Below are 20,736 nucleotides of genomic sequence, written 5' to 3' on the forward strand. Positions count from 1 at the left end.
CTTCTTTGTTTTGAGTGTGAAACCCAAATGTGGTAAGCTGGGAATACGAATGGGGAGGAAAAGTTCCATGAAACGTAAATTCGGAGATCGGGCGAACTGGCGCCGTATCACCCGCCGGCACTTCACTTCCCGGTATGTGGAATGTGAGCAATTTACAGGGTATCTCACGTTATATACCATATATGGCCTGAAAGAACCGTTGTGGAAGACGTATGGCCGTCATACTTACCGAATCGCGGACAAAGGTTATTCATGGCTGCAGTATTATCCGAAGGACAGCCATTTCATCGTGACAGCCATGTTTGATGACAAACGAAATATTGTTCAATGGTACATCGATATTTGCAAGAAACAAGGGGTAACGGATCAGGGTGTCCCTTGGTTTGATGATCTGTATTTGGACGTTGTTGTCGTCAAAAATGGTGAAGTGTTCTTGCTGGATGAAGATGAGCTTGAGGATGCCTTAGGGCGGAATGACATTACGCGGGATGATTACAGGCTTGCCAAGGTGACCGCGCGGAATCTGCTTCGGGCCATCGACGCGCATGAATTCCCTTACTTTATGATGTCTCTGAAGCATCGCGACCAGTTATTTCATAACGGAGAGTTCAGGAGGAAGAAATAATGCGTCAGGAAATACATAAGAGTCTGCCACGAGCAGGCACTAAGAAGAGAGCATGGTATCGGAGAGGGATGATTACCCTGCTCTCTCTCGTTGTTCTTGGAGTGCTCTGGTCAGGTTATGCATATTGGAAGATCGAAAGCGCCGTCAGCAGTCCGTCGGAAAAGGCGGATGTCGGCATCATCTTGGGCGCTTCCATGTGGGGAGATCAGCCAAGTCCTGGGCTTCGCGAACGGCTTGAGCATGCACTGGTTGAATACCATGCAGGCCGTTTTGATACCTTCATCGTTTCTGGCGGCCTTGATAAGCCCGGGTATCCATTTACCGAAGCCGAAGGGATGAGAAATTTCTTGGTCGACGCGGGCGTACCCGAGGAACAAATCTTCCTGGAGAACGAAGCTACGAGCACTTACGAGAATTTGCTCTTCAGCCAAGCAATAATGGAGGAGCATGGGTGGAAAACCGCCATTATAGTAACCCATGACTATCACGGGACGAGGGCGATGGAGGTTGCGACAACCCTTGGTTATGATCGTCCTTCTATATCGCTGACGGAATCTACCGTTTTGCCGATGGCCAAACACAAGTCTAGGGAAGTGCTGGCGTATACGAAATGGACGGCCGATCGGCTGTTGATCGCCATGGGTGTCCTATGAGGACGAAACTTCTAATAAGCAGGCTGTAAATAGAATACATTGGAATAGATAGTCAGCCCTTTGGATAAAGAGGTGAGGAGCAATGAACGGGCGTGTAACGGCCGCTAACGGCCGATCTGAAGGACGGCCATCCAGGCAGATTAATGTCGTGCTCCGCAGCGCGGAACCTCCACTCATCAGCAGTGCGGTTCCGGAACGCGAACCGGCCCCTTCGCCAAACCCTGTTTCCCAGCACAGTCTATTCCAGGAAATACAGAAAGAGCTAGATCAACTGGTAGGTCTTGAACAAATCAAAGACTTGGTATTTGAAATCTATGCTTTGCTTCAAGTGGCCCAGATGCGTTCGGAAGCAGGCTTATTAAGCGGCGGTCATGTGTACCATATGATTTTTAAAGGAAATCCCGGAACAGGGAAAACAACAGTCGCCCGTATCGTGGCAAAGCTGTTTCAGAAGATGGGCGTGCTTAATAAGGGTCATCTGGTCGAAGTGGAACGGGCGGACCTCGTAGGTGAATATATCGGTCACACGGCACAAAAGACCAGAGAGCTGGTTAAAAAAGCGCTTGGAGGGATCCTGTTCATCGACGAGGCTTACAGTTTGGCGCGCGGTGGCGAGAAGGATTTTGGCAAGGAAGCGATCGATACGCTGGTCAAGGCGATGGAGGATCATAAAAACCAGTTCATTCTTATTCTGGCAGGCTACAGTGATGAGATTGATTTTTTTATGGATTCGAATCCCGGCCTGTATTCCCGTTTTCCGATCCAGATGGACTTCCCGGATTACAATCTGGATCAATTGATACAGATTTCGGAGCTGATGGCGAAGGAGAGGGATTATATCTTGATGCCACAGTCGCTGAGCAAGCTCAAGGAACACCTGCAGATGGAGAAGGATCACGGACTGCACGCCTTTAGTAATGCGCGTTATGTACGGAATGTCATCGAGAAATCGATAAGGAATCAATCGGTTCGGCTGCTGAATCAGTACGTAACCGGTAATCCCGGCAAGCTGGAGCTTATGACCCTGCGGCCGGAGGACTTTAAGTTAAACGGAAAAATACAATGATTTTAAGCTTGTCTTCGAACATAATGAAGGGGTAGCGCTGCTTTCTTTGGATCATAATGTTTATTGCGGGCAGCAGCGGTTAGTTAAATTAGGAGACGTAATGTTAGAAGGAGTTGGCTATATGACAAATATAACGCATGATACCCGGACAGAGATCGAAGATAAAGCCGTTTTGGTCAGTTTGGTGACGGATGCGGTTAAACGCTCGGGAATAAACCCGGAACACTCGCTCCAGGAGTTGGTTCAGCTTGCTGAAACCGCAGGAGTGGAGGTGCTGGATGTCATTACGCAGAATCGCGAAGTTCCGGATTCCAAGTGGTTTATCGGCAAAGGAAAGGTCGAAGAGCTGCGCATGGCCATTGATGGCTTGGGCGCAACAACGGCCATATTTGATCAGGAATTATCCGGTGCGCAAGTTCGGAATCTGGAAGAAACGCTCGATGTAAAAATTATCGACCGGACTCAATTGATACTGGATATTTTCGCTCAGCGGGCGAAGACCCGTGAGGGGATTATCCAGGTGGAATTAGCGCAGCTTACTTATTTGCTCCCGCGGTTGTCGGGACATGGCAAGAACCTGTCCAGGCTAGGAGCAGGGATCGGGACACGCGGACCGGGGGAGAGCAAGCTTGAAACCGACCGCAGGCATATTCGGGACAGAATCAGCGACCTAAAGCGGCAGCTGGATGAAGTCACCCGGCACCGGACGCTCCACCGGGAGCGCCGGAAGAAGAGCGGGGCCGTGCAGGTTGCTCTCGTCGGTTATACCAATGCCGGGAAGTCGACATTGTTGAACCGTTTAACGGCAGCAGACGTATATATTGAAAATCAATTGTTTGCTACGCTGGATCCCACTTCGCGCGTGCTGGAGCTTCCGAGCGGCAAAGAAGTCGTCCTTACGGATACCGTAGGATTTATCCAGAACCTTCCTCACGATCTGGTAGCGGCGTTCCGTGCGACGCTGGAAGAAGCCAACGAAGCCGATCTGATCCTTCATGTGGTAGATGCTTCTTCGCCTATGCGGGACGAACAGATGGCTGTCGTTCAATCCATCCTCCAGGATCTGGGGGCAGCGGATAAACCGCAGATCGTTCTGTTTAACAAAAAGGATGCTTGTGAGCCGGGCCAGCTGGAAATGCTGCCGACGGGGGATGGACAATTAAAGATCAGCGCGTATGAGGATCAGGATTTGGAAACGGTACGCGAAGCGATTCAGGACCAGCTGTCCGGAGGGAACGTGACGTTCCGGATTCCGGCTGACCGCGGAGATCTGAATTCGGTTGTATACCGTGTCGGAGATGTGCTGGAGCAGTCTTTTGATGAGAATGATATCCTCTATGAGGTTCGGATCAATAAAGCGGATTATGAGAAAATGGGTTATTTGCTCCATGATTACGTTCAGAATGGATCTTAGTCATAGGTAGGAAATGCAATATAAGCCCCTGTACAGGGGCTTATATTGCGTGTTCAGGGCGGCTCGAGGTGGATGAGTTCTATGCAACAAAAATATATGTTAAGATGTGAGACATCATGTGTATAAGAGGAGAGAGCAGTTAGTCATGGCAAGATTTTCGCAAGATATACTCGAATTGAGCAGTGAGATTGAGTCCAAAATCGGTCAGCGTATACGGGAGATCGACGCTATTGTTGATTTTAATCAGTGGAAGGTAATCGATGCTTTCCAGAAGTTTCAGGTGAGTGATTTTCATTTTGCGGCTTCCACCGGGTATGCATACAATGATCGCGGCCGTGAAGTGCTGGATGAAGTCTATGCGGACGTATTTGGAGCCGAATCTGCCCTGGTAAGGCCGCATTTTGCTTCCGGTACCCATACGATCTCAACAGCACTGTTTGGTGTGTTAAGGCCTGGAGATGAGCTGCTGTATATTTCGGGCCGTCCCTATGACACCCTCCATAAAGTGATTGGCGAACCCGGGGACGGCACTGGGTCTCTTCGAGATTTCGGAATCGGTTATCAGGAGGTTGCGCTAACCGAACAAGGGGAGATTGATTGGGAGCGGGTAGAGAGGGCCATCACGCCTTCAACTAAGGTGATCGGTATCCAGCGTTCCCGAGGTTATGATTGGCGTTCTTCGTTCACGGTATCGCAGATTGGTGACATGGTCAGCCGGATCAGGTCTATACGCAAGGATTTGATCGTTTTCGTTGATAACTGTTACGGCGAGTTTACGGAGCGATTGGAGCCGACGGAGGTGGGCGTTGACCTGATGGCAGGTTCGCTTATCAAAAACCCTGGCGGCGGCATTGCTGAAACCGGCGGCTACATATGCGGTAAAGCAGCCTATGTCGATAAGGCGGCCTATCGGCTGACTGCTCCCGGCATCGGACGAGAAGTGGGGGCTATGCTGGGAACGACCAGAGGGATCTATCAGGGATTATTCCTGGCACCATCCACGGTTGGACAAGCGGTTAAGGGCAGCATTTATGCTGCTGCGATGTTTGAGGCGGTAGGATTCACAACCAAGCCGGGCTGGCAGGATGAGCGAACCGATTTGATTCAGGCTGTATCGTTTACCGGTGCGGATCATCTGATCGCTTTTGTTCAAGGGATTCAGCAGGCCGCGGCGGTCGATAGTCATGTGGTGCCTGAACCTTGGGATATGCCTGGGTATGAACATCCCGTAATCATGGCGGCAGGTACGTTCATTCAGGGAGGAAGCCTCGAATTATCAGCGGACGCGCCGATCCGATCACCTTATATCGGTTATATGCAAGGCGGCTTAACCTACTCCCATGTTAAATATGGTGTGCTTATGGCCCTCCAAAGCATGAAAGATCGTAAATTGTTGTGAGTTATCCTTACATGCGGTTGACGTGGTTGATCAGGAAATGTACAATAGGATCAGAATAGACCACTTGGAAGGTTGATGAGATATGGGTGATGAGATTCGGAGGAATATGGCGTTATTTCCGATAGGCATTGTTATGAAGCTTACGGATCTATCTGCCAGACAAATTCGCTATTATGAGCAGCATAACTTAATTGTCCCAGCCCGTACGTCGGGCAACCAACGCCTGTTTTCCTTCAATGATGTGGAGCGACTGCTAGAGATTAAGGCTTTGATTGAAAAAGGTGTTAATATCGCCGGCATTAAGCAAGTAATGAACCCTGTCACGAAGGAGTCAGAAGAGGCTACCGTCATTACTCCTGATACCGAGAACAGACGCCGTGAGATGTCTGAGTCCCAGTTGCGACGTTTGCTGAAGCAGGAATTGATTACCGCTAAAAGACCGGGTCAGGTTTCATTGATTCAAGGGGAATTATCCCGGTTTTTTAATAAATAAGGATTGCCATGCTGTAATTCATCATTCAATCTAGTTTTTATTTAAAAAGGAGAGGATAAAGTGAGTTATACCAGAGAGGACATTCTACGCATTGCCAAAGAAGAAAATGTTCGATTTATCCGCTTGCAATTTACAGATTTGCTTGGAACGATTAAAAACGTTGAAATTCCTGTCAGCCAGCTGCCTAAAGCGCTTGATAATAAAATGATGTTCGACGGTTCATCCATCGAAGGTTATGTACGGATCGAAGAATCCGATATGTACCTGTACCCGGACCTGGATACCTTCATGATTTTCCCTTGGGTATCCGAGGATCGCGTTGCACGTCTGATCTGTGATGTCTACATGCCTGACGGCACACAGTTTGCAGGAGATCCGCGCGGCATTCTGAAGAGAGCGCTGAAAGAAGCCGAAGAGATGGGCTTCACTTCCATGAATGTCGGTCCGGAGCCTGAATTCTTCCTGTTCAAAACCGATGAAAAAGGCAACCCGACCATGGAGCTCAATGACCAAGGTGGATACTTTGACCTCGCGCCTACGGATCTTGGCGAGAACTGCCGCCGCGATATCGTATTGACACTGGAAGAGATGGGCTTCGAAATCGAAGCTTCTCACCATGAGGTTGCTCCCGGCCAGCACGAAATCGATTTCAAATATGCAGATGCGATTAAAGCAGCTGACCAGATTCAAACGTTTAAATTGGTAGTGAAGACGATCGCTCGTCAGCATGGACTGATTGCAACATTTATGCCAAAACCGCTATTCGGTGTGAACGGCTCCGGCATGCACTGTAACCAATCGCTCTTCAAAGGCGGAGAGAACGCGTTTGTCGACGAGAGTGATGAGCTTGGCTTGAGCGTAACGGCTCGGCACTATATGGCGGGTATTCTTAAGCATGCACGCGCGTTTGCCGCGATCACGAACCCAACGGTTAACTCGTACAAGCGTCTCGTGCCTGGTTACGAAGCACCTTGCTACGTTGCATGGTCTGCAAGTAACCGCAGTCCGATGATTCGTATTCCTGCGTCCCGTGGTCTCAGCACGCGCATCGAAGTGCGTAACCCGGATCCGGCGGCTAACCCTTATCTGGCTCTGGCTGTCATGCTGAAAGCAGGCTTGGACGGCGTTAAGCGCGAGCTGTCGCTCCCGGCTCCAATTGACCGTAACATCTACGTGATGACGGAAGAAGAGCGCATTGAGGAAGGCATCCCTAGCTTGCCTGCAAACCTGAAGGAAGCGCTCAACGAGTTGATCCGCAGCGAAGTCATCTCCGATGCACTCGGTGATCATGCGTTGGCTCACTTCTATGAGCTGAAAGAAATCGAATGGGACATGTACCGCACGCAAGTTCACCAATGGGAACGCGATCAGTACATTACGATGTATTAATAGAGGAATCCCTTGCGCCGTAAGGCGTGAGGGTTTTTTGTTTTTGGGGGCAGATGGTGGTGGAATGATAGTTATTCTTGTTTCACCCCCAAAATGCCCCTATTTTAGAATGGGTAGCTCATTAATAATAGTCATCATTTTGACTTATGGTTATGGAGAATCGTTCATAGAATGCAACTACTACAGAATCACCCTCTATAAGGGGAGATTCTTTTTTTTGTTTTTTTCGGAAGAGGGGAACCTTTGCTGACCTCCATGACTCTAATTAGATGAGGTGAATCGGTTGGAGCTGGAATACTTGAAGCAGATGACGGTGATGGACACACAGACACTGGATAAAATCATGAACTTGTACGGAAATGATATCTGGAATTACGCTTATTTTCTGACCAAACAGCAAGCACTGGCAGACGATATTGCTCAAGATGTGTTTATTAAAGCTTATTTTGGCATACATACATTTCGCGGTCAGGCGTCGTTAAAAACGTGGCTGCTCACGATCACACGACATACCGCGTTCCGGTACAAAAAGGCTTTTTTCTTTCGGAAAGTGACCCTTAAGGACAGACTGCACATCGATGCGTCAAGTCGGTCCGCGGAACTGGAGTATCTGGACGGGCAGTACACGGATGAAATATGGGCCATGATTATGACTTTACCCAGGAAGTTTAGGGAGGTGCTCATCTTGGACCTTTACTATGAGATGTCAATCAATCAGATTGCGGAGTTCCTTAACCTAGCGGCGGGTACCGTAAAATCCAGACTGTATCGGGCAAGGAAAAAAGTGCAGAACCTGTTAAAGGAGAATGGCGATGAATGAGGATAAACCAGACTGGTATTCCCGGGCTTCAAAGGGACCTTTTCCAAATGAAAAATTTACGGCTGAAATGAAAAAAAACGTCCAGATGTCCGTGATCCGTGACGAAGGTAGGCCTAAGCGCCGAAAGTATCTACAAGTTGGCTTTATAGGCGTGCTGCTGCTTCTGGTTATGTTACTTGCCATACAGCTGCCTTTTGACGTTGAAGAACAACAGAGAGCTGGGGATGTACCACCACATAACGAGGAGACAATTCGGGCGCAAGGCTTTACAGATCAGGGAAGGCTCAGTGTGGTTGCTGTGGAAAAGGAAAAAATCACGACACTGGGGGCTCCTAGCTGCTTCGGTATCGAAACGGACCAATCGTTTACCGGAAACTACATCGTACGGTATAGCTATAATGAAGTTACGGATGAAGTAACCACGCTGGATGATCTTACTTTTATTCAGCCAACATCAGCAGCTGTCCATATGGTTCGATTGCCGTTTCAGGATGCGGATGTATTTATACTTGCACCGCAATATCAAGACTGTCATGCCATACAAATTTACGCATTCGCCGTGGAGCATGATACGGGCAAGGCTGTGCAGCTCAGGTTTCAAGATGAATTAACGGTGTCCTATACTTCCTATTACAGACCAGGTACTGCACCCATGGTGAAAGACAATAAGCTTGTTCTGCAGTCCACGGAGGGGCCGGGTGGGGAAGGCTCGCCGGATTATAAACCTATACGGATGTATCGGCTGGATCTTAAACAAGGCATTATGCAGCAAACAAACTAGCTATGATCAAGTTTCGTGATCTATTTAGAAAAAGAAGAGGTTACCATCCAATTAAGGGAGGTAACCTCTTATTCATAGATCTATGAGATTAGTGGACATCCCGGAAGAGTCCGATTACTTTACCGAGAATCGTAACATGGTTCAGACGCAGTGGCTCGTAGGTAGGATTCTCCGGTTGCAATCGTACATGATCCTTCTCCTTATAGAAGGTCTTTACAGTTGCTTCGTCTTCCTCTGTCATCGCTACTACAATGTCGCCATTGTCTGCAGTTTGCTGCTGGCGCACAATGACGTAGTCACCGCTGTGAATCCCAGCTTCGATCATACTGTCACCGACAACCGACAACATGAAAACCTTATCGTCTCCTACATAATGCTGAGGGAGCGGGAAATAATCCTCAATGTTCTCCATGGCTGTAATAGGAACACCTGCAGTGACTTTACCAACAACAGGTACTCTGGCAATGGTGTGGGTAAACAGATTCGCGCTATCGGACTCTTCTTGGCCAAGCAGCTCGATTGCTCTTGGTTTCGTAGGGTCACGGCGAATTAGGCCTTTCTTCTCCAAACGGTCAAGATGTCCATGGACCGTTGAACTGGAAGCTAGTCCGACAGCCTCTCCGATTTCCCGGACAGAAGGCGGGTAACCCTTGCTACGAACTTCGTTGCGGATAAACTCTAAGATCGCCAGCTGGCGGCTGGATATTTTCGACATGCCGTATCAACCCCATTTAGTAACGTTTGGGAAAATTATAACATAGAACTTCCGTTCGTACAAACATAAGTTCTAAATAAAAATAGAACAAATGTTCTTTTGGGTATTGAATCAAACAAGTGTTCGTGTTAATATAAATCCATAAGAGAACACTTGTTTGGGAGATGATGATTCCATGTTGAAATACAGTACATACCGCAGCATTTATGAGAACGTTCCAGTGCAAACGATGAAGTCCCCGGAGACTTGGATCCACCAATTAAAGTCCAGAATGGCATCCATTCCTTTTATAAAGCTTTTATTCATCCTGTTGATCGTAGCTTCTTTTTGGACAGGGGCATACTCTGTTTTTGCCGGGGGGATGGACAAGCCTACTGGGGAGAAGCAGGTTATTGTTCAATATGGTGATAGTTTGTGGCGGATTGCTTCCCTTCATAAACCGGCAGATATGGATACACGAGTATATCTGGATAGCATCCGAAGAATGAACGGATTGAAAGGTCCGGATATACAGGCCGGAGAGGTGTTGTCTTTACCAGTCTGGTAATGGGATGATACTACGAGAGGCTCTTTCCTTATATATGTCTCAACTTCTCGCTTCATATTTGTAGTCTTGCCTGACGATGTGATTTCACGCAGTATAAGCGTGTTTATAATAGACGAGTATTGATTTCTTAACAATGAGGAGCCCATATATAGGCATCATATGTTCATATTTGTTCTTAATAAGAGTTTGTAAGGGCGCTGTTGCCTTGACAAGCTCTTTTTCACATGTTTAAGTTATACATGATATCGGAATTGGAGGAGAAGTCATGGACATCGATACTTTGGTTGAACGCATCAATGTACTAGCAAGAAAACAGAAGAGTGAGGGATTGACCGCGGAAGAGCTCAAAGAACGGGCTGAGCTTCGGGAAATATACCTTAACAATATTCGCAGTAACTTTAGACAACAGCTGGAATCGATCGAATGGGTTGATGAAAATGAACAAAAAGGCGGCCCGCGATTAAAGCATTAGTCGATGAACTGGCATCTGGATCTACAACAGTGGATTCAGGGACCAGATAGAAGGATAGAATTATAATACTTGGGGTGCCGATTATTCGTGGGAATCGAATACGGTAACCCCAAGTTTATATGGATTGGTAATATTTTGAAATTGAGTCCAGGGGGAACCATATGTCACGATCATGGGAAAGAAAAGTCAACAAAAATATGTCACAGCTCAACAAGCAGCGTAAGAAGCAGGGGCTGACCTCGTACCAAGGCTCTGCCGTTAATGATAAGCATGACGTGTTTAAAGGACGTAAGTATGTACTTCCGTTAGTGCTTGTTGCATTGGCTGGTTTGTATGCGCTTCTCGGAACGGCGACGTCACAGGCAGCCGGTGGAAGCAATGACGTGTTGAATTGGGTTGGTGTCAGCTTGTATATTCTGTTGGCGCTTATGATTTTCTTACGCAAGCCTTACTTGAAGATTGAGCGTGCTTCCGTATCCACGATGAAGTTCAATCGGGAACGTCGTTTGGCTGTATCCGATATCGAGAAAATCAAATTGGCTTCGGGCTCTGTTGTGATTCAAGGCAAGGGAAAAGCAGGCAACTGGGTATTCTCGCGCATGATGAATCTTTATGATACGAAAGCGATGGGCGAAAGATTGGAAGAGTTCGCAAAGACTCATCAAATTCCAGTGGAGCATAATTAACAAATAAAATAGATCACAGTGTATATGAGGAGTGGGAGAGACATGCCGATAGCTGCGGTTTTGTTTGATTTGGACGATACGTTGTTGTGGGATGAACGTAGTGTGGAAGAAGCGTTTGAAGTGACTTGCCAGGCCGGAGCGGACGAGACCGGCGTTGATGCCAAAGCACTGTTGGCCGCAGTACGGGAAGAAGCGAGAGCATTATATGAATCCTATGATACCTTTGCTTTTACCAAAATGATCGGAATTAACCCTTTTGAAGGCTTGTGGGCTAATTTTACGGCTGGATCACAGCCTGAATTCAGACAGCTGCAGGAGCTGGCACCCGTATACCGCAAGGAATCATGGCGGCGCGGACTTCAGCGCCTGGGCGTTGATAATGAAACCTTGGCCCAGACGTTGGCCGAACAATTCGCTGCTGAACGCAGAACAAGACCATACGTATATGAAGAAACGTTTGAAGTTCTGAAGGAACTGCAGGGGAATGTAAAGCTGCTGCTTCTTACGAACGGAAGCCCGGATCTGCAGCAGGAGAAGCTGGACGGTGTTCCAGAACTGGTTCCTTATTTTGATCATATCATCATATCTGGCGATTTTGGCAGAGGAAAGCCGGATGTTTCCATCTTCCAGCATGCACTCGACTTGTTAGGTGTCGAGGCGGATCAGGCCGTGATGGTAGGAGATAAGCTGACCACAGACATTAAAGGCGGAAATGCGGCTGGACTGCATACCGTTTGGATCAATCGGGTAAACCGACCTCATGATCCTTCCATTCAACCGAAGTTTGAGATCAAACATTTATCGGAGCTGCATGCCATCGTAGCATCCCTATAAACCATGCAATAAAGAGCTTACACCTGTATACTTGGTATTCTACTGTACATAGGAACAGCCATAACTGCAGAATTCTGCGGTTATCGGCTGTTTTTTTGTTGGTTATACGATCGGACTTCAACCTTGCAGCTGGCTATGATAAACGTCACACAATTGTAAGCTGCATGAGATAGAAGTAACAGAATAATGAGATATAATGGAATAGGTAACTTAACGAGGTTTGGAAATGACCATTACGTGAATGAACCAATACATAGCCCTATTTTGTAAAAGAGGTGTAGAGCATGACCCGAAAAAAAATGGCCCTAATTGCAGCTATGGTGCTGATGGCAGTTGCGCTTGCCGCATGCAATGACAGCAAGGCAGAATCCGGTGACGATGTGATGGCCGAACCCATCATCGTCGAGCTGTCTCTGACGCCGGAGAGCATTAAGGCTGGCGAGAAGGTACTGATCGAAGCGAAGGTGACGCAAGCCGGAAGTCCGGTGGAAGATGCGAACGCTGTGGAATTTGAAGTCACGCTGGAAGGCGGCGGCGTTCAGGCGAAGGTCCCGGTTAAGCATGATCAAGGCGGGGTATACAAAATGGAGAAAACCTTCGATGAGGCAGGAACCTATCGGATTGTTTCACATGTCACGGCGAGAGGACAACATTCCATGCCGTTAAAGGAACTGAAGGTAACAGAGTAACGCATCGTTAATAAATAAGGCAGCGCATGATCCGGGAAGCGGATTGTTGCGCTGCCTTATTTCATTTTCCTGTTCAATCAGCTTCCATGAGCCTTAGGGCTTATTGGAATTGAGGATCTTCTACCGGTGTGGCTACCCACCCGTTCTCCTCAATGAAAAGACGAACGGCGATGATTTGCTTGTTCTCCATCAATGTGAAGAAGTGAGGCGTGTTTTCCGGTACGGAAATGACATCGCCTGGCTCAAGCTCTACATTAAAATAACCGACATCGTCGGAGCCCTTAATAATGAAGATTCCTTTTCCGCCGACAATCGCACGGATTTCGTCTTCCGAGTGGGTGTGAACCTCTTCGAATTTTTTCAGCAGGTCCTCTATATTAGGCGTGGACTCGGATAGTGTGATGACATCCCAGATTTTGTAGCCGCGTCTTGCAGCCAAGTCACGAATTTCTTCATCAAAGATGTCCAAAATGCGCTTCTTATCGTCATCACTCAGCTTGAAATTTTCTTGAAGCGCTGCCGGGAGTTTTTCCATATTCCAGTGCTCGTAAACAACCTCTTGGTTATTCAGGAATTCCCGAACATTCTCTTCCCCAGTAATGCGTTCGTTCGTGTTGCGAATCACAATCTCTGCCATAGCTTTAACCCTCTTTCTCCCGTTGGATTAATATGTATTATAGCCCCCCTCACAGCATTTGTCATCTGCAAATGTGGATTTGTACCCATTGCAACGCAATATTTCGGCTTTTCTATTGAAAAATATTCTGATACACTAAGATTTAACGTTTTCGGGGGAGGTTTATGAGTTGAACAAGCCTAGCTTACAAGAAGTACTTAAAGAACGAATATTAATTCTTGATGGTGCCATGGGCACAATGATCCAGCAGGAGGACCTCTCAGCTGAAGATTTTGGCGGTCCGGACCTTGATGGCTGCAATGAAATGCTGGTCATTCATCGGCCGGATGTCATTCAGAAAATACATGAACAATATCTTGAAGCAGGTGCCGACCTGATTGAAACCAATACGTTTGGCGCAACCTCGGTTGTGCTTGCTGAATACGATATACCTGAACTTGCCCGAGAAATTAACCTGAAAGCGGCTCATTTGGCCCGTGCAGCGGTTGAAAAATATTCCACGCCGGACAGCCCGCGCTATGTGGTCGGAGCGATGGGTCCGACAACCAAGACGCTATCGGTTACCGGCGGTGTGACCTTTGCCGAATTGATCGAGAGCTACGAGGAGCAAGCCGTTGCCTTGATTGAAGGCGGGGTTGATGCGCTTTTGCTCGAAACATCGCAGGATACATTAAACGTGAAAGCCGGGAGCATTGGGATTCGCCAAGCGTTTGATAAAACGGGCGTCACGCTTCCAATCATGATATCCGGAACGATTGAGCCGATGGGCACGACGCTGGCCGGACAAAATATTGAAGCTTTCTACATTTCATTAGAACATCTGAATCCCGTATCCATTGGCCTAAACTGTGCGACTGGCCCGGAATTCATGCGTGACCATATTCGCTCCTTATCCGAAATGTCCAGAAGCGCGATCAGCTGTTATCCTAACGCGGGTCTCCCGGACGAGAATGGGCAGTACCACGAATCTCCTGAATCGTTGGCTCAAAAGATGGGGGCTTTTGCTGAAAAAGGCTGGCTTAACATTGCCGGCGGTTGCTGTGGGACAACACCGGACCATATTCGCGCATTAAAACAAACGATGGATGGCTTCTCCCCACGACCGCTGGATGGTGGACATTTGCCGGCATTATCCGGTATCGAGCCGGTATATATCGAGCAGGAAAACCGACCGTATATGGTAGGGGAGAGAACGAATGTTCTGGGTTCCAGAAAGTTTAAGCGTTTAATCGTAGAAGGTAAATACGAGGAAGCCTCCGAGATCGCCCGTGCACAGGTTAAGAATGGCGCACATGTCATTGATGTGTGCGTACAGGATCCGGATCGTGAAGAATCGGAAGATATGATTAAGTTCCTGGAGCTCGTAGTTAAAAAGGTTAAAGTGCCGCTTATGATCGATACGACGGATCCGGCAGTAATTGACTTGGCGCTGCAATATTCGCAAGGGAAAGCGATTATTAACTCCATTAACCTTGAAGACGGTGAAGAGAAATTTGAGCATGTGATCCCGTTGGTGCATAAATACGGTGCCGCGGTTGTTGTTGGAACTATTGATGAGACCGGTCAGGCAATCCATCGCGATGACAAGCTCAAGGTGGCCCAGCGTTCATATGATCTGTTGGTGAACAAATATGGGGTCTCGCCAGAGGACATTATTTTCGACACACTTGTATTCCCGGTAGGTACGGGGGACGAGCAGTATATCGGATCAGCCAAGGAAACGATTGAAGGCATCCGCATAATTAAAGAAGCCATGCCAAAAGTGCATACCATTCTCGGCATCAGCAACGTTTCCTTTGGATTGCCGGAAGCGGGTCGTGAAGTCTTGAACTCCGTTTATCTGTACGAATGTACGAAGGCCGGATTGGACTACGCGATCGTGAATACGGAGAAGCTGGAGCGTTATGCCTCGATCCCTGAAGAAGAGCGTCGTCTAGCCGAGGACCTGATTTACAGAACCAATGATGAGACGCTGGCGGCTTTTGTCGCGGCTTTCCGGGATAAGAAGGTAGAGAAGAAGGTTAAGGTATCCAACCTGACGCTTGAGGAGCGACTTGCATCCTATGTGGTGGAAGGTTCCAAGGAAGGCCTCATTCCGGATCTAGATGAAGCATTAACCAAATACGGCGCGCTGGAGATCATTAATGGACCTCTGATGGCCGGGATGACCGAGGTTGGACGTTTGTTCAACAACAACGAACTGATTGTCGCGGAGGTGCTGCAAAGCGCCGAAGTGATGAAAGCCTCCGTGGCGTATCTCGAATCCTTTATGGAGAAAAACGAGTCGTCGGTCAAAGGGAAAATCATGCTTGCCACCGTGAAGGGGGACGTGCATGATATCGGTAAAAACCTGGTGGAGATCATCTTATCCAACAATGGTTACCAAATCATTAATTTGGGTATAAAAGTACCACCAGAGCAAATTATCGAGGCATACCGCCGCGAACAGCCCGATGCTATCGGCTTGTCCGGATTGCTCGTGAAGTCAGCCCAACAGATGGTATCCACCGCCCAGGATTTGAAGAACGCGGGCATTAGCGTTCCGATCATGGTAGGCGGGGCGGCTCTTACACGAAAATTCACGAAGACCCGCATTCGTCCCGAGTATGACGGCATGGTGCTTTACGCGAAGGACGCAATGGATGGTCTTGCGTTGGCCAACCAGCTCAGCGATCCGGTCCAGCGGACGAGAATCGCGGAAGAGATCAAGGCAGAGCAGGAAGCCGATGCTGCGGCTCCGCAAGTGGTTAAAGTAATGCCGAAGCTGTCAGAAGGACTGCGCTCCAAAATTTCGACCGATGCTCCTGTATATTTACCACCGGATATGGAGCGGCATGTGCTCCGAAATTATCCGATTTCGCATATTCTGCCATATATCAACATGCAGATGCTGTTAGGACATCATTTAGGTCTGAAAGGTTCAGTGGAACAGCTGCTTAAAGCCAAGGATCCCAAGGCGGTATCGCTTAAGGAAACCGTTGATGGCATTCTGGAAGAGGCCGTTCAATCGGGGATCATACAGGCGCATGCGATGTACCGTTTCTTCCCGGCACAGTCTAGAGGAAATGACATTCTCATATACGATCCAAAAGATACAACAAAAGTATTGCATACCTTTACGTTTCCGAGACAGCAGGTTGAGCCGTACCTGTGCTTGGCGGATTTCCTGAAATCCGTAGACAGCGGGGTTATGGATTACGTTGGATTCCTTGTCGTTACGGCCGGTCACGGCGTCGGAAAATTGTCCGGGGAATGGAAGGACAAGGGTGACTATTTGCGCTCCCATGCACTTCAATCGGTCGCGCTGGAAACGGCAGAAGGGCTGGCGGAGCGGATTCACCATATGATGCGGGATACTTGGGGATACCCCGATCCGGCAGACATGACAATGAAACAGCGCTTGGGTGCGAGATACCAAGGCATTCGCGTATCCTTCGGATATCCGGCCTGTCCGGATCTGGAGGATCAGGAACCGTTATTTAAATTGATGCAGCCGGAGGATATCGGCGTTCATCTTACCGAAGGTTTCATGATGGAACCGGAGGCATCGGTATCCGCTATGGTCTTCAGCCACCCGGAGGCTCATTATTTTAACGTGGATAAAGCTTAACATTTGAATACCGGTACAGCCGGTTTGAAATCCTCCGAATGTTTCGGGGGATTTCTCCGGTTTACAACCGAAAGGGGAGAAGAGGGATGGAACTCTATTTTTTAGGGACAAATGCGGGGGTTCCTACGCTGCAGCGTAACGTGACCTCGATTGCACTGCGTTTGCTGGAAGAGCGAAGAAGTCTGTGGCTGTTTGATTGTGGAGAAGGCACGCAGCATCAAATATTGAAATCCCCGCTCAAGCTGTCCAAGCTTGAGAAGGTATTTATTACCCATATGCATGGTGATCATGTGTTCGGGTTGCCAGGTTTGCTGTCCAGCCGAGGTGCCCAAGGGGTAACTTCACCCCTGACGATATACGGTCCCCCAGGTATAAAGACATTCATTGATACTACGCTGAGCATCAGCCAATCGCGCGTACCCTATACGATGGAGGTCATTGAGCATACCGGGGGCATGTTGTTTGAGGACGATCACTTCCTCGTGGAATCGGCAAAGCTGGATCACAGGGCCGAGAGTTATGGATACCGTATCGTGGAGAAGGATCTTCCCGGCAGTCTGGACCTGAAACGGTTGGCGGATTATGGACTCAAGCCAGGACCGCTTTATGGCAAGCTGAAACGAGGGGAAAGCGTGGAACTCGGCGACGGACGATGGATTCATGCCTCAGATGTGCTCCTGACACCGAAAAAAGGGAGAGTGGTCACGATTCTCGGGGATACAAGGCCATGCCCTGGGGTGGATACTCTGGCCAAAGGTGCCGATCTGTTGGTTCATGAAGCCACTTTCATGGAGGATCTGTCTGAACTCGCGCACGAATACTATCATAGTACGGCTAAACAGGCGGCAGAAGCAGCGAAACGGGCTGAAGCAAGATCGTTATTCCTGACCCATTTCAGCTCCCGTTATAAGGATATAGAGCATTTGCAGCCGCTGCTCAAGGAAGCGCAGGAGATTTTTGCGAATACACGCTTGGCAGAGGATTTTGGCCTGTACCCCATCCAGCGCAAATCATGAGCAGAACACCGCTGTTATTTACAGGGAAATATCGAGTGATTGAGTGAATTATTTTCCGGGAAAGCGCAGGAAATGACAAAGCGGTTCATAATCACTAACCCTTGGACACAGTCTTCGATCTCTTTCGACTATTCAGCCGCCGGACTGAAGAGCTGTCCACGAACCTTGCAACCGGAAGTAGCCTTCTTTACAATAATACTAACCGGGGTTTCTACGTTAGGAAACATCTGCTCAGATTATGAACCATGGTTATACATATTTATTTTGAAATATGACGATGAGTAACGACACGGCGATGCCGAGAACGCTAATACTTTAATCAATGAATCATTTATGGCGTGAAGGAAAGAAATAAAGAAGGTGCTATCAATTCATGGAAAAACCAAAACCAAAAGGATTGCTGATTGACCTGGATGGAACGCTGTATCATGGCCGTTATCGGATTGAGGGGGCAGACCTTCTCATCGAGCGGCTGAAGGAATTGCAGATTCCATTTCTGTATGTAACGAATAATTCATCACGAACACCGGAGCAAGTGGCGGCGCATCTGATGGAGATGGGAATACCCGCCTTGCCGGAGGAAGTATGCACCTCCTCCTTGGCTGCTGCTAAATATATCGCTGAGGAGTCGCCGGGTGCCAGAGTGGCAATGCTTGGCGAAGAGGGGCTCCGTGAAGCGCTCTTGTCCGCAGGTCTGAACATCGTGGAGCAGTCCCCTGAATATGTCATTCAAGGAATCGACCGCTCGTTCCATTACGAGAAGTTAACCCGTGCCGTTCGCTGGATTCAGGAGGGAGCCGCGTCGATATTGACCAATCCGGACTTGCAGCTTCCATCGGATACCGGCTTGATGCCCGGTGCAGGATCGCTCGGCGCTGCGATCGAAGCTGCTTCCGGAGTGAAACCGACGGTCATCGGAAAGCCGTCCTCGATATTAATGAAATTTGCTTCGGATCGCCTTGGTTTGGCTCCGGAGGACACTTATGTAATCGGAGATAATATACGTACGGATATCGCGGCTGGCGCGCATGCCGGCTGTAAGACGGTGCTCGTTATGACCGGAATCACGACCGATCTCAATATGGAGGCCCATATGGAAGCCACGGGTGTCACACCGGATTTTATCTGCCGGGATTTAAGCGAAGTGAAAGATCTGCTGTGTTCATAATGAGTGAGAGTGTACATGTAAACTTTTGTGATTGACGAAAGGGAAGATGAATGATGCCGGAACTGCCGGAAATGGAAAATTACCGAAGATTGTTATCGCAGAGCATTTTGAATGTGCCGATTACAAATGTCGTCGTGAACCGTGAAAAATCACTGAATGTGACCGTTGATGAGTTTACTTCCGTGTTAAAGGGAAGCAAGGTCATTTTTGTGGAACGTAGAGGCAAGCACCTCATATTCCATTTGCATAACGGAGGCAGACTGCTGCTTCACCTTATGCTGGGCGGCATTTTGTATTTGGGGCATAAAGATGAGGAGCGTCCATCAAGGTCGACCCAGGTCGAGATCACCTTTGGCGATCAGGTGCTGTACTTTATCGGACTGCGTCTGGGTTACTTGCATTTCCTGACAGCCAGAGAGACGGAAAATGCGCTTAAAGAGCTTGGTCCTGAACTTCTGGATCGGCGAATGACCAAAGCGCGCTTTGTCGAACGGATTGGAAAACGGCGGGGCGCTTTAAAAACTACGCTGGTCAATCAGCAGGTTGTCGCCGGGATCGGCAACTGTTATGCGGATGAGATTGCCTTTGATGCCCGCATTCACCCGCTGTCCAAAATCCAGGATTTATCGGAGCAGTCTTTAGAGCAGTTATACGAGAGTACCGTTAAAGTGATGCGCGAGGCGACGGATGGCGGCGGATATATGGAAATGCCGTTTCAGGAAGGGGATACCCTGACAGGGGCTTACAATGACGAGTGCAAGGTGTATGATCGCGAAGGAGAGCCTTGTGTTCGCTGCGGTACGCCGATCGTGAAGATGGAGCATACCTCGCGCAAAGTGTTCTTTTGTCCGAACTGTCAGCATGAAGCCTAAAGTCCGAATTGGGAGCCATGTCAGCACACGGGGCGGATTTCTCGCAGCAGCCCAGCATGCAGCCGGGATCGGTTCACTAGCCTATCAGTATTTCCCGAAAAATCCGCGCAGTCTTCACTTAAAGATGCCGGACGTTCGCAATGCCGCCGCCTGCTCCAAGTTTTGTCAGGAACAAGGACTCGTTTCGATCGCGCACACCCCATATCCGACGAATATGGCGGTTGGCTTAACCCGGGGCGAAGCGTTTTACCAGTTGACGGTAGATTCCCTGAAGAATGATCTCATGATTGCCGAGGCTTGCGGATCGCTGGGTATCGTGGTTCATTTTGGGCATCTCAAGAGCCAGGATATCCTTGAAGGGTATCAGAATATTATCCGCTGCATGAATGATGTGTTGTCTTCCTGGACGGGAAGGGCTAAGCTGCTGATCGAGAATCAGGCGGGGGATCATGGATCTATGGGGATGACGCTTGAAGAGAGCGTGAAGGTCAGACAGCTTGCTGATTATCCGGAGAAAATAGGCTTTTGCCTGGATACCTGCCATTTGTTTGCCGCCGGAGGTTGGGATATTTCGAATACGGATGAGCTCCTTGCCAGGGGCAAATCGCTGGGCTATTGGGAATCTGCCGTTGCCGTTCATTTGAACGATTCGAAATATGGGGCCGGTTCAAGAAAAGATCGCCACGCCCGCATCGGACAAGGTATGATAGGAACAGAAGCGCTGAAACGTCTGGTTCTGGCACCGGAACTTGCAGGCAAGGCATTTGTCCTGGAAAGTGAAAAAGGGGCTGACGGCACGCATAGGGAAGACATCGCCAAGGTGCTGTCCTGGTCCTGATTAAGGGAGAGA

At 48.6% G+C, this 20,736-nt stretch carries 21 protein-coding genes; 19 read left to right on the plus strand and 2 right to left on the minus strand.

The window, feature by feature from the left end; translation table 11 throughout:
- Nucleotides 1-67: 67 nt before the first annotated feature.
- From BJP58_RS32110 to BJP58_RS32150, 9 genes are all read left to right on the plus strand, one after another.
- The gene (locus BJP58_RS32110) at nt 68-625 is read left to right on the plus strand and encodes a ribonuclease FAU-1 family protein (RefSeq protein WP_071218240.1); all 558 of its coding nucleotides are present in this window, start codon (nt 68-70) and stop codon (nt 623-625) included.
- Nucleotides 625-1,278 carry a YdcF family protein gene (locus tag BJP58_RS32115; RefSeq protein WP_194542048.1) on the plus strand — a complete coding sequence of 218 codons (654 nt, stop codon included), beginning with the start codon at nt 625-627 and terminating at the stop codon, nt 1,276-1,278. Before BJP58_RS32110 ends, BJP58_RS32115 begins: the two co-directional genes overlap by 1 nt.
- An 82-nt stretch (nt 1,279-1,360) precedes the next feature.
- Nucleotides 1,361-2,344, plus strand: a complete 984-nt coding sequence (locus BJP58_RS32120; protein ID WP_194542049.1) for an AAA family ATPase — start codon at nt 1,361-1,363, stop codon at nt 2,342-2,344.
- Between the two features lie 121 nt (nt 2,345-2,465).
- A complete protein-coding gene (gene hflX / locus BJP58_RS32125; RefSeq protein ID WP_194542050.1) occupies nt 2,466-3,758 on the plus strand; it encodes a GTPase HflX in 1,293 nt (430 codons plus the stop codon).
- A gap of 145 nt (nt 3,759-3,903) precedes the next feature.
- Nucleotides 3,904-5,157: a methionine gamma-lyase family protein gene (locus tag BJP58_RS32130; RefSeq protein ID WP_194542051.1), complete on the plus strand. Its 1,254-nt coding sequence runs from the start codon at nt 3,904-3,906 to the stop codon at nt 5,155-5,157.
- An 82-nt stretch (nt 5,158-5,239) separates the two neighbouring features.
- Complete coding sequence (locus BJP58_RS32135) at nt 5,240-5,650, plus strand: MerR family transcriptional regulator (protein ID WP_006209652.1); 411 nt, start codon at nt 5,240-5,242, stop codon at nt 5,648-5,650.
- Nucleotides 5,651-5,710: 60 nt separating this feature from the next.
- A complete protein-coding gene (gene glnA, locus BJP58_RS32140; protein WP_194542052.1) occupies nt 5,711-7,039 on the plus strand; it encodes a type I glutamate--ammonia ligase in 1,329 nt (442 codons plus the stop codon).
- 283 nt (nt 7,040-7,322) lie between these two features.
- Nucleotides 7,323-7,859: an RNA polymerase sigma factor gene (locus BJP58_RS32145; RefSeq protein WP_194542053.1), complete on the plus strand. Its 537-nt coding sequence runs from the start codon at nt 7,323-7,325 to the stop codon at nt 7,857-7,859.
- Nucleotides 7,852-8,640: a hypothetical protein gene (locus tag BJP58_RS32150; protein WP_194542054.1), complete on the plus strand. Its 789-nt coding sequence runs from the start codon at nt 7,852-7,854 to the stop codon at nt 8,638-8,640. The genes BJP58_RS32145 and BJP58_RS32150 overlap by 8 nt, the downstream gene beginning before the upstream one ends.
- 88 nt (nt 8,641-8,728) lie before the next feature.
- Here BJP58_RS32150 and lexA read toward each other — a convergent pair whose 3' ends face one another.
- Nucleotides 8,729-9,355 (minus strand): transcriptional repressor LexA, encoded by a 627-nt coding sequence (lexA, locus tag BJP58_RS32155; protein WP_006209658.1) that lies wholly within the window; start codon nt 9,353-9,355, stop codon nt 8,729-8,731.
- A gap of 175 nt (nt 9,356-9,530) precedes the next feature.
- Between lexA and BJP58_RS32160 the strand changes: the two genes are divergently transcribed.
- From BJP58_RS32160 to BJP58_RS32180, 5 genes are all read left to right on the plus strand, one after another.
- Entirely contained in the window at nt 9,531-9,902 is a 372-nt protein-coding gene (locus BJP58_RS32160; RefSeq protein ID WP_194542055.1) for a LysM peptidoglycan-binding domain-containing protein, read from the plus strand.
- Between the two features lie 265 nt (nt 9,903-10,167).
- Complete coding sequence (locus tag BJP58_RS32165; RefSeq protein WP_194542056.1) at nt 10,168-10,374, plus strand: DUF896 domain-containing protein; 207 nt, start codon at nt 10,168-10,170, stop codon at nt 10,372-10,374.
- A 161-nt stretch (nt 10,375-10,535) separates the two neighbouring features.
- Nucleotides 10,536-11,060 (plus strand): hypothetical protein, encoded by a 525-nt coding sequence (locus tag BJP58_RS32170; protein WP_071218230.1) that lies wholly within the window; start codon nt 10,536-10,538, stop codon nt 11,058-11,060.
- Between the two features lie 42 nt (nt 11,061-11,102).
- Complete coding sequence (locus BJP58_RS32175) at nt 11,103-11,894, plus strand: HAD family hydrolase (RefSeq protein WP_071218229.1); 792 nt, start codon at nt 11,103-11,105, stop codon at nt 11,892-11,894.
- Between the two features lie 284 nt (nt 11,895-12,178).
- A complete protein-coding gene (locus BJP58_RS32180) occupies nt 12,179-12,583 on the plus strand; it encodes a FixH family protein (RefSeq protein ID WP_071218228.1) in 405 nt (134 codons plus the stop codon).
- Nucleotides 12,584-12,683: 100 nt separating this feature from the next.
- Here BJP58_RS32180 and BJP58_RS32185 read toward each other — a convergent pair whose 3' ends face one another.
- Nucleotides 12,684-13,220, minus strand: coding sequence for a cupin domain-containing protein (locus BJP58_RS32185; protein ID WP_071218227.1), 537 nt, complete (start codon nt 13,218-13,220; stop codon nt 12,684-12,686).
- Nucleotides 13,221-13,389: 169 nt separating this feature from the next.
- Here BJP58_RS32185 and metH point away from each other — a divergent pair, with 169 nt between their 5' ends.
- The 5 genes from metH to BJP58_RS32210 all read left to right on the plus strand — a co-directional run bounded on the left by metH (nt 13,390) and on the right by BJP58_RS32210 (nt 20,724).
- Nucleotides 13,390-16,830: a methionine synthase gene (gene metH / locus BJP58_RS32190; protein ID WP_194542057.1), complete on the plus strand. Its 3,441-nt coding sequence runs from the start codon at nt 13,390-13,392 to the stop codon at nt 16,828-16,830.
- 86 nt (nt 16,831-16,916) lie between these two features.
- Nucleotides 16,917-17,846, plus strand: coding sequence for a ribonuclease Z (rnz, locus tag BJP58_RS32195; RefSeq protein WP_194542058.1), 930 nt, complete (start codon nt 16,917-16,919; stop codon nt 17,844-17,846).
- Nucleotides 17,847-18,219: 373 nt separating this feature from the next.
- Entirely contained in the window at nt 18,220-19,014 is a 795-nt protein-coding gene (locus tag BJP58_RS32200) for a TIGR01457 family HAD-type hydrolase (protein WP_194542059.1), read from the plus strand.
- Between the two features lie 53 nt (nt 19,015-19,067).
- Nucleotides 19,068-19,886: a DNA-formamidopyrimidine glycosylase gene (gene mutM, locus BJP58_RS32205; protein ID WP_194545137.1), complete on the plus strand. Its 819-nt coding sequence runs from the start codon at nt 19,068-19,070 to the stop codon at nt 19,884-19,886.
- Nucleotides 19,876-20,724 (plus strand): deoxyribonuclease IV, encoded by an 849-nt coding sequence (locus tag BJP58_RS32210; RefSeq protein WP_194542060.1) that lies wholly within the window; start codon nt 19,876-19,878, stop codon nt 20,722-20,724. Before mutM ends, BJP58_RS32210 begins: the two co-directional genes overlap by 11 nt.
- The last annotated feature ends 12 nt before the right edge of the window (nt 20,725-20,736 follow it).

The sequence above is a fragment of the Paenibacillus sp. JZ16 genome (assembly GCF_015326965.1).
In the GTDB taxonomy this organism is placed as follows: domain Bacteria; phylum Bacillota; class Bacilli; order Paenibacillales; family Paenibacillaceae; genus Paenibacillus_AQ.